The 755-nt window shown below is 51.4% G+C and carries 1 protein-coding gene and 1 pseudogene; both read right to left on the bottom strand.

Going from position 1 to position 755, the window contains the following annotated elements:
• Positions 1-254: pseudogene (locus C9J12_RS30250) on the bottom strand (type-F conjugative transfer system pilin assembly protein TraF); the annotation flags it as partial.
• Positions 251-755, bottom strand: a 505-nt coding sequence (traN, locus tag C9J12_RS30255; RefSeq protein WP_170111930.1) for a conjugal transfer protein TraN, incomplete at its 5' end; no start/stop codon positions are given. The pseudogene C9J12_RS30250 and the gene traN, both read right to left, overlap by 4 nt.

Consider the following 755-nt stretch of genomic DNA (forward strand, 5'->3'; position numbering starts at 1 on the left):
TCGTTCTTGGTGTCATCGTGGTAGCGATGAAACCATTGTATTTGCTGGGTCGGTGATAAGGTGCGTGTCACCGTGACCGACGGGGCGGTGGGCGGTGGTGTCAGGGCTTTTTCTTTGATCAATAACGGATCGTTATACCACTTCCAACCAGGTGGTTGTTCGGCATGGGCGACAGGAATGGTCAGCATGACCATGAGCAATAAGGGAGCTGTTAAGCAGGGCGCTCCGACAGGCAATGACGTTGTCAGGATCATTGTTTACCTCCGAGGGTTTCTTTTATACGTTGTTGGATTTGGTTGTTGTCCGGTAGCGTCATGTTTTTGTGCAGGTCGCTGTAAAAATCTGAAAAATCCATGTTGCTAAAGTCCATCTGCTGCATTTGTTCAGGGGTGATGGCCGAGCAGTCAGGGTGTTTGGCACTGCCAAAGTTCATGCCTAACTGGGGTTTACCTTGCTCTTGGACGATACGGGCCAGCTTGCTGTCATAGGTGCAGTAGGCTTTTTTCTTGCGAATGCAGACCCCGAGTACTTTTTCTGCGCAGTATTGCCCGAGGCTGATGGTGAGCTTATTTTTTTTGGCTTCCACCAAGGCTTTTTCTTCATCACTGCACTGTGCTAACCCAATGTCATTGCCCCAACCACTGTCTTTACAGCAATCACTGAGCCCGACGGGCTTTTTGCTGCAGGTCATGGCTTTACCCGTGAACAGCAGCGGCGGATCGCCTAATCCCTTGGCGGCATCGGCCAAGGCCGCG

The sequence above is a fragment of the Photobacterium frigidiphilum genome (assembly GCF_003025615.1).
Lineage (GTDB): Bacteria > Pseudomonadota > Gammaproteobacteria > Enterobacterales > Vibrionaceae > Photobacterium > Photobacterium frigidiphilum.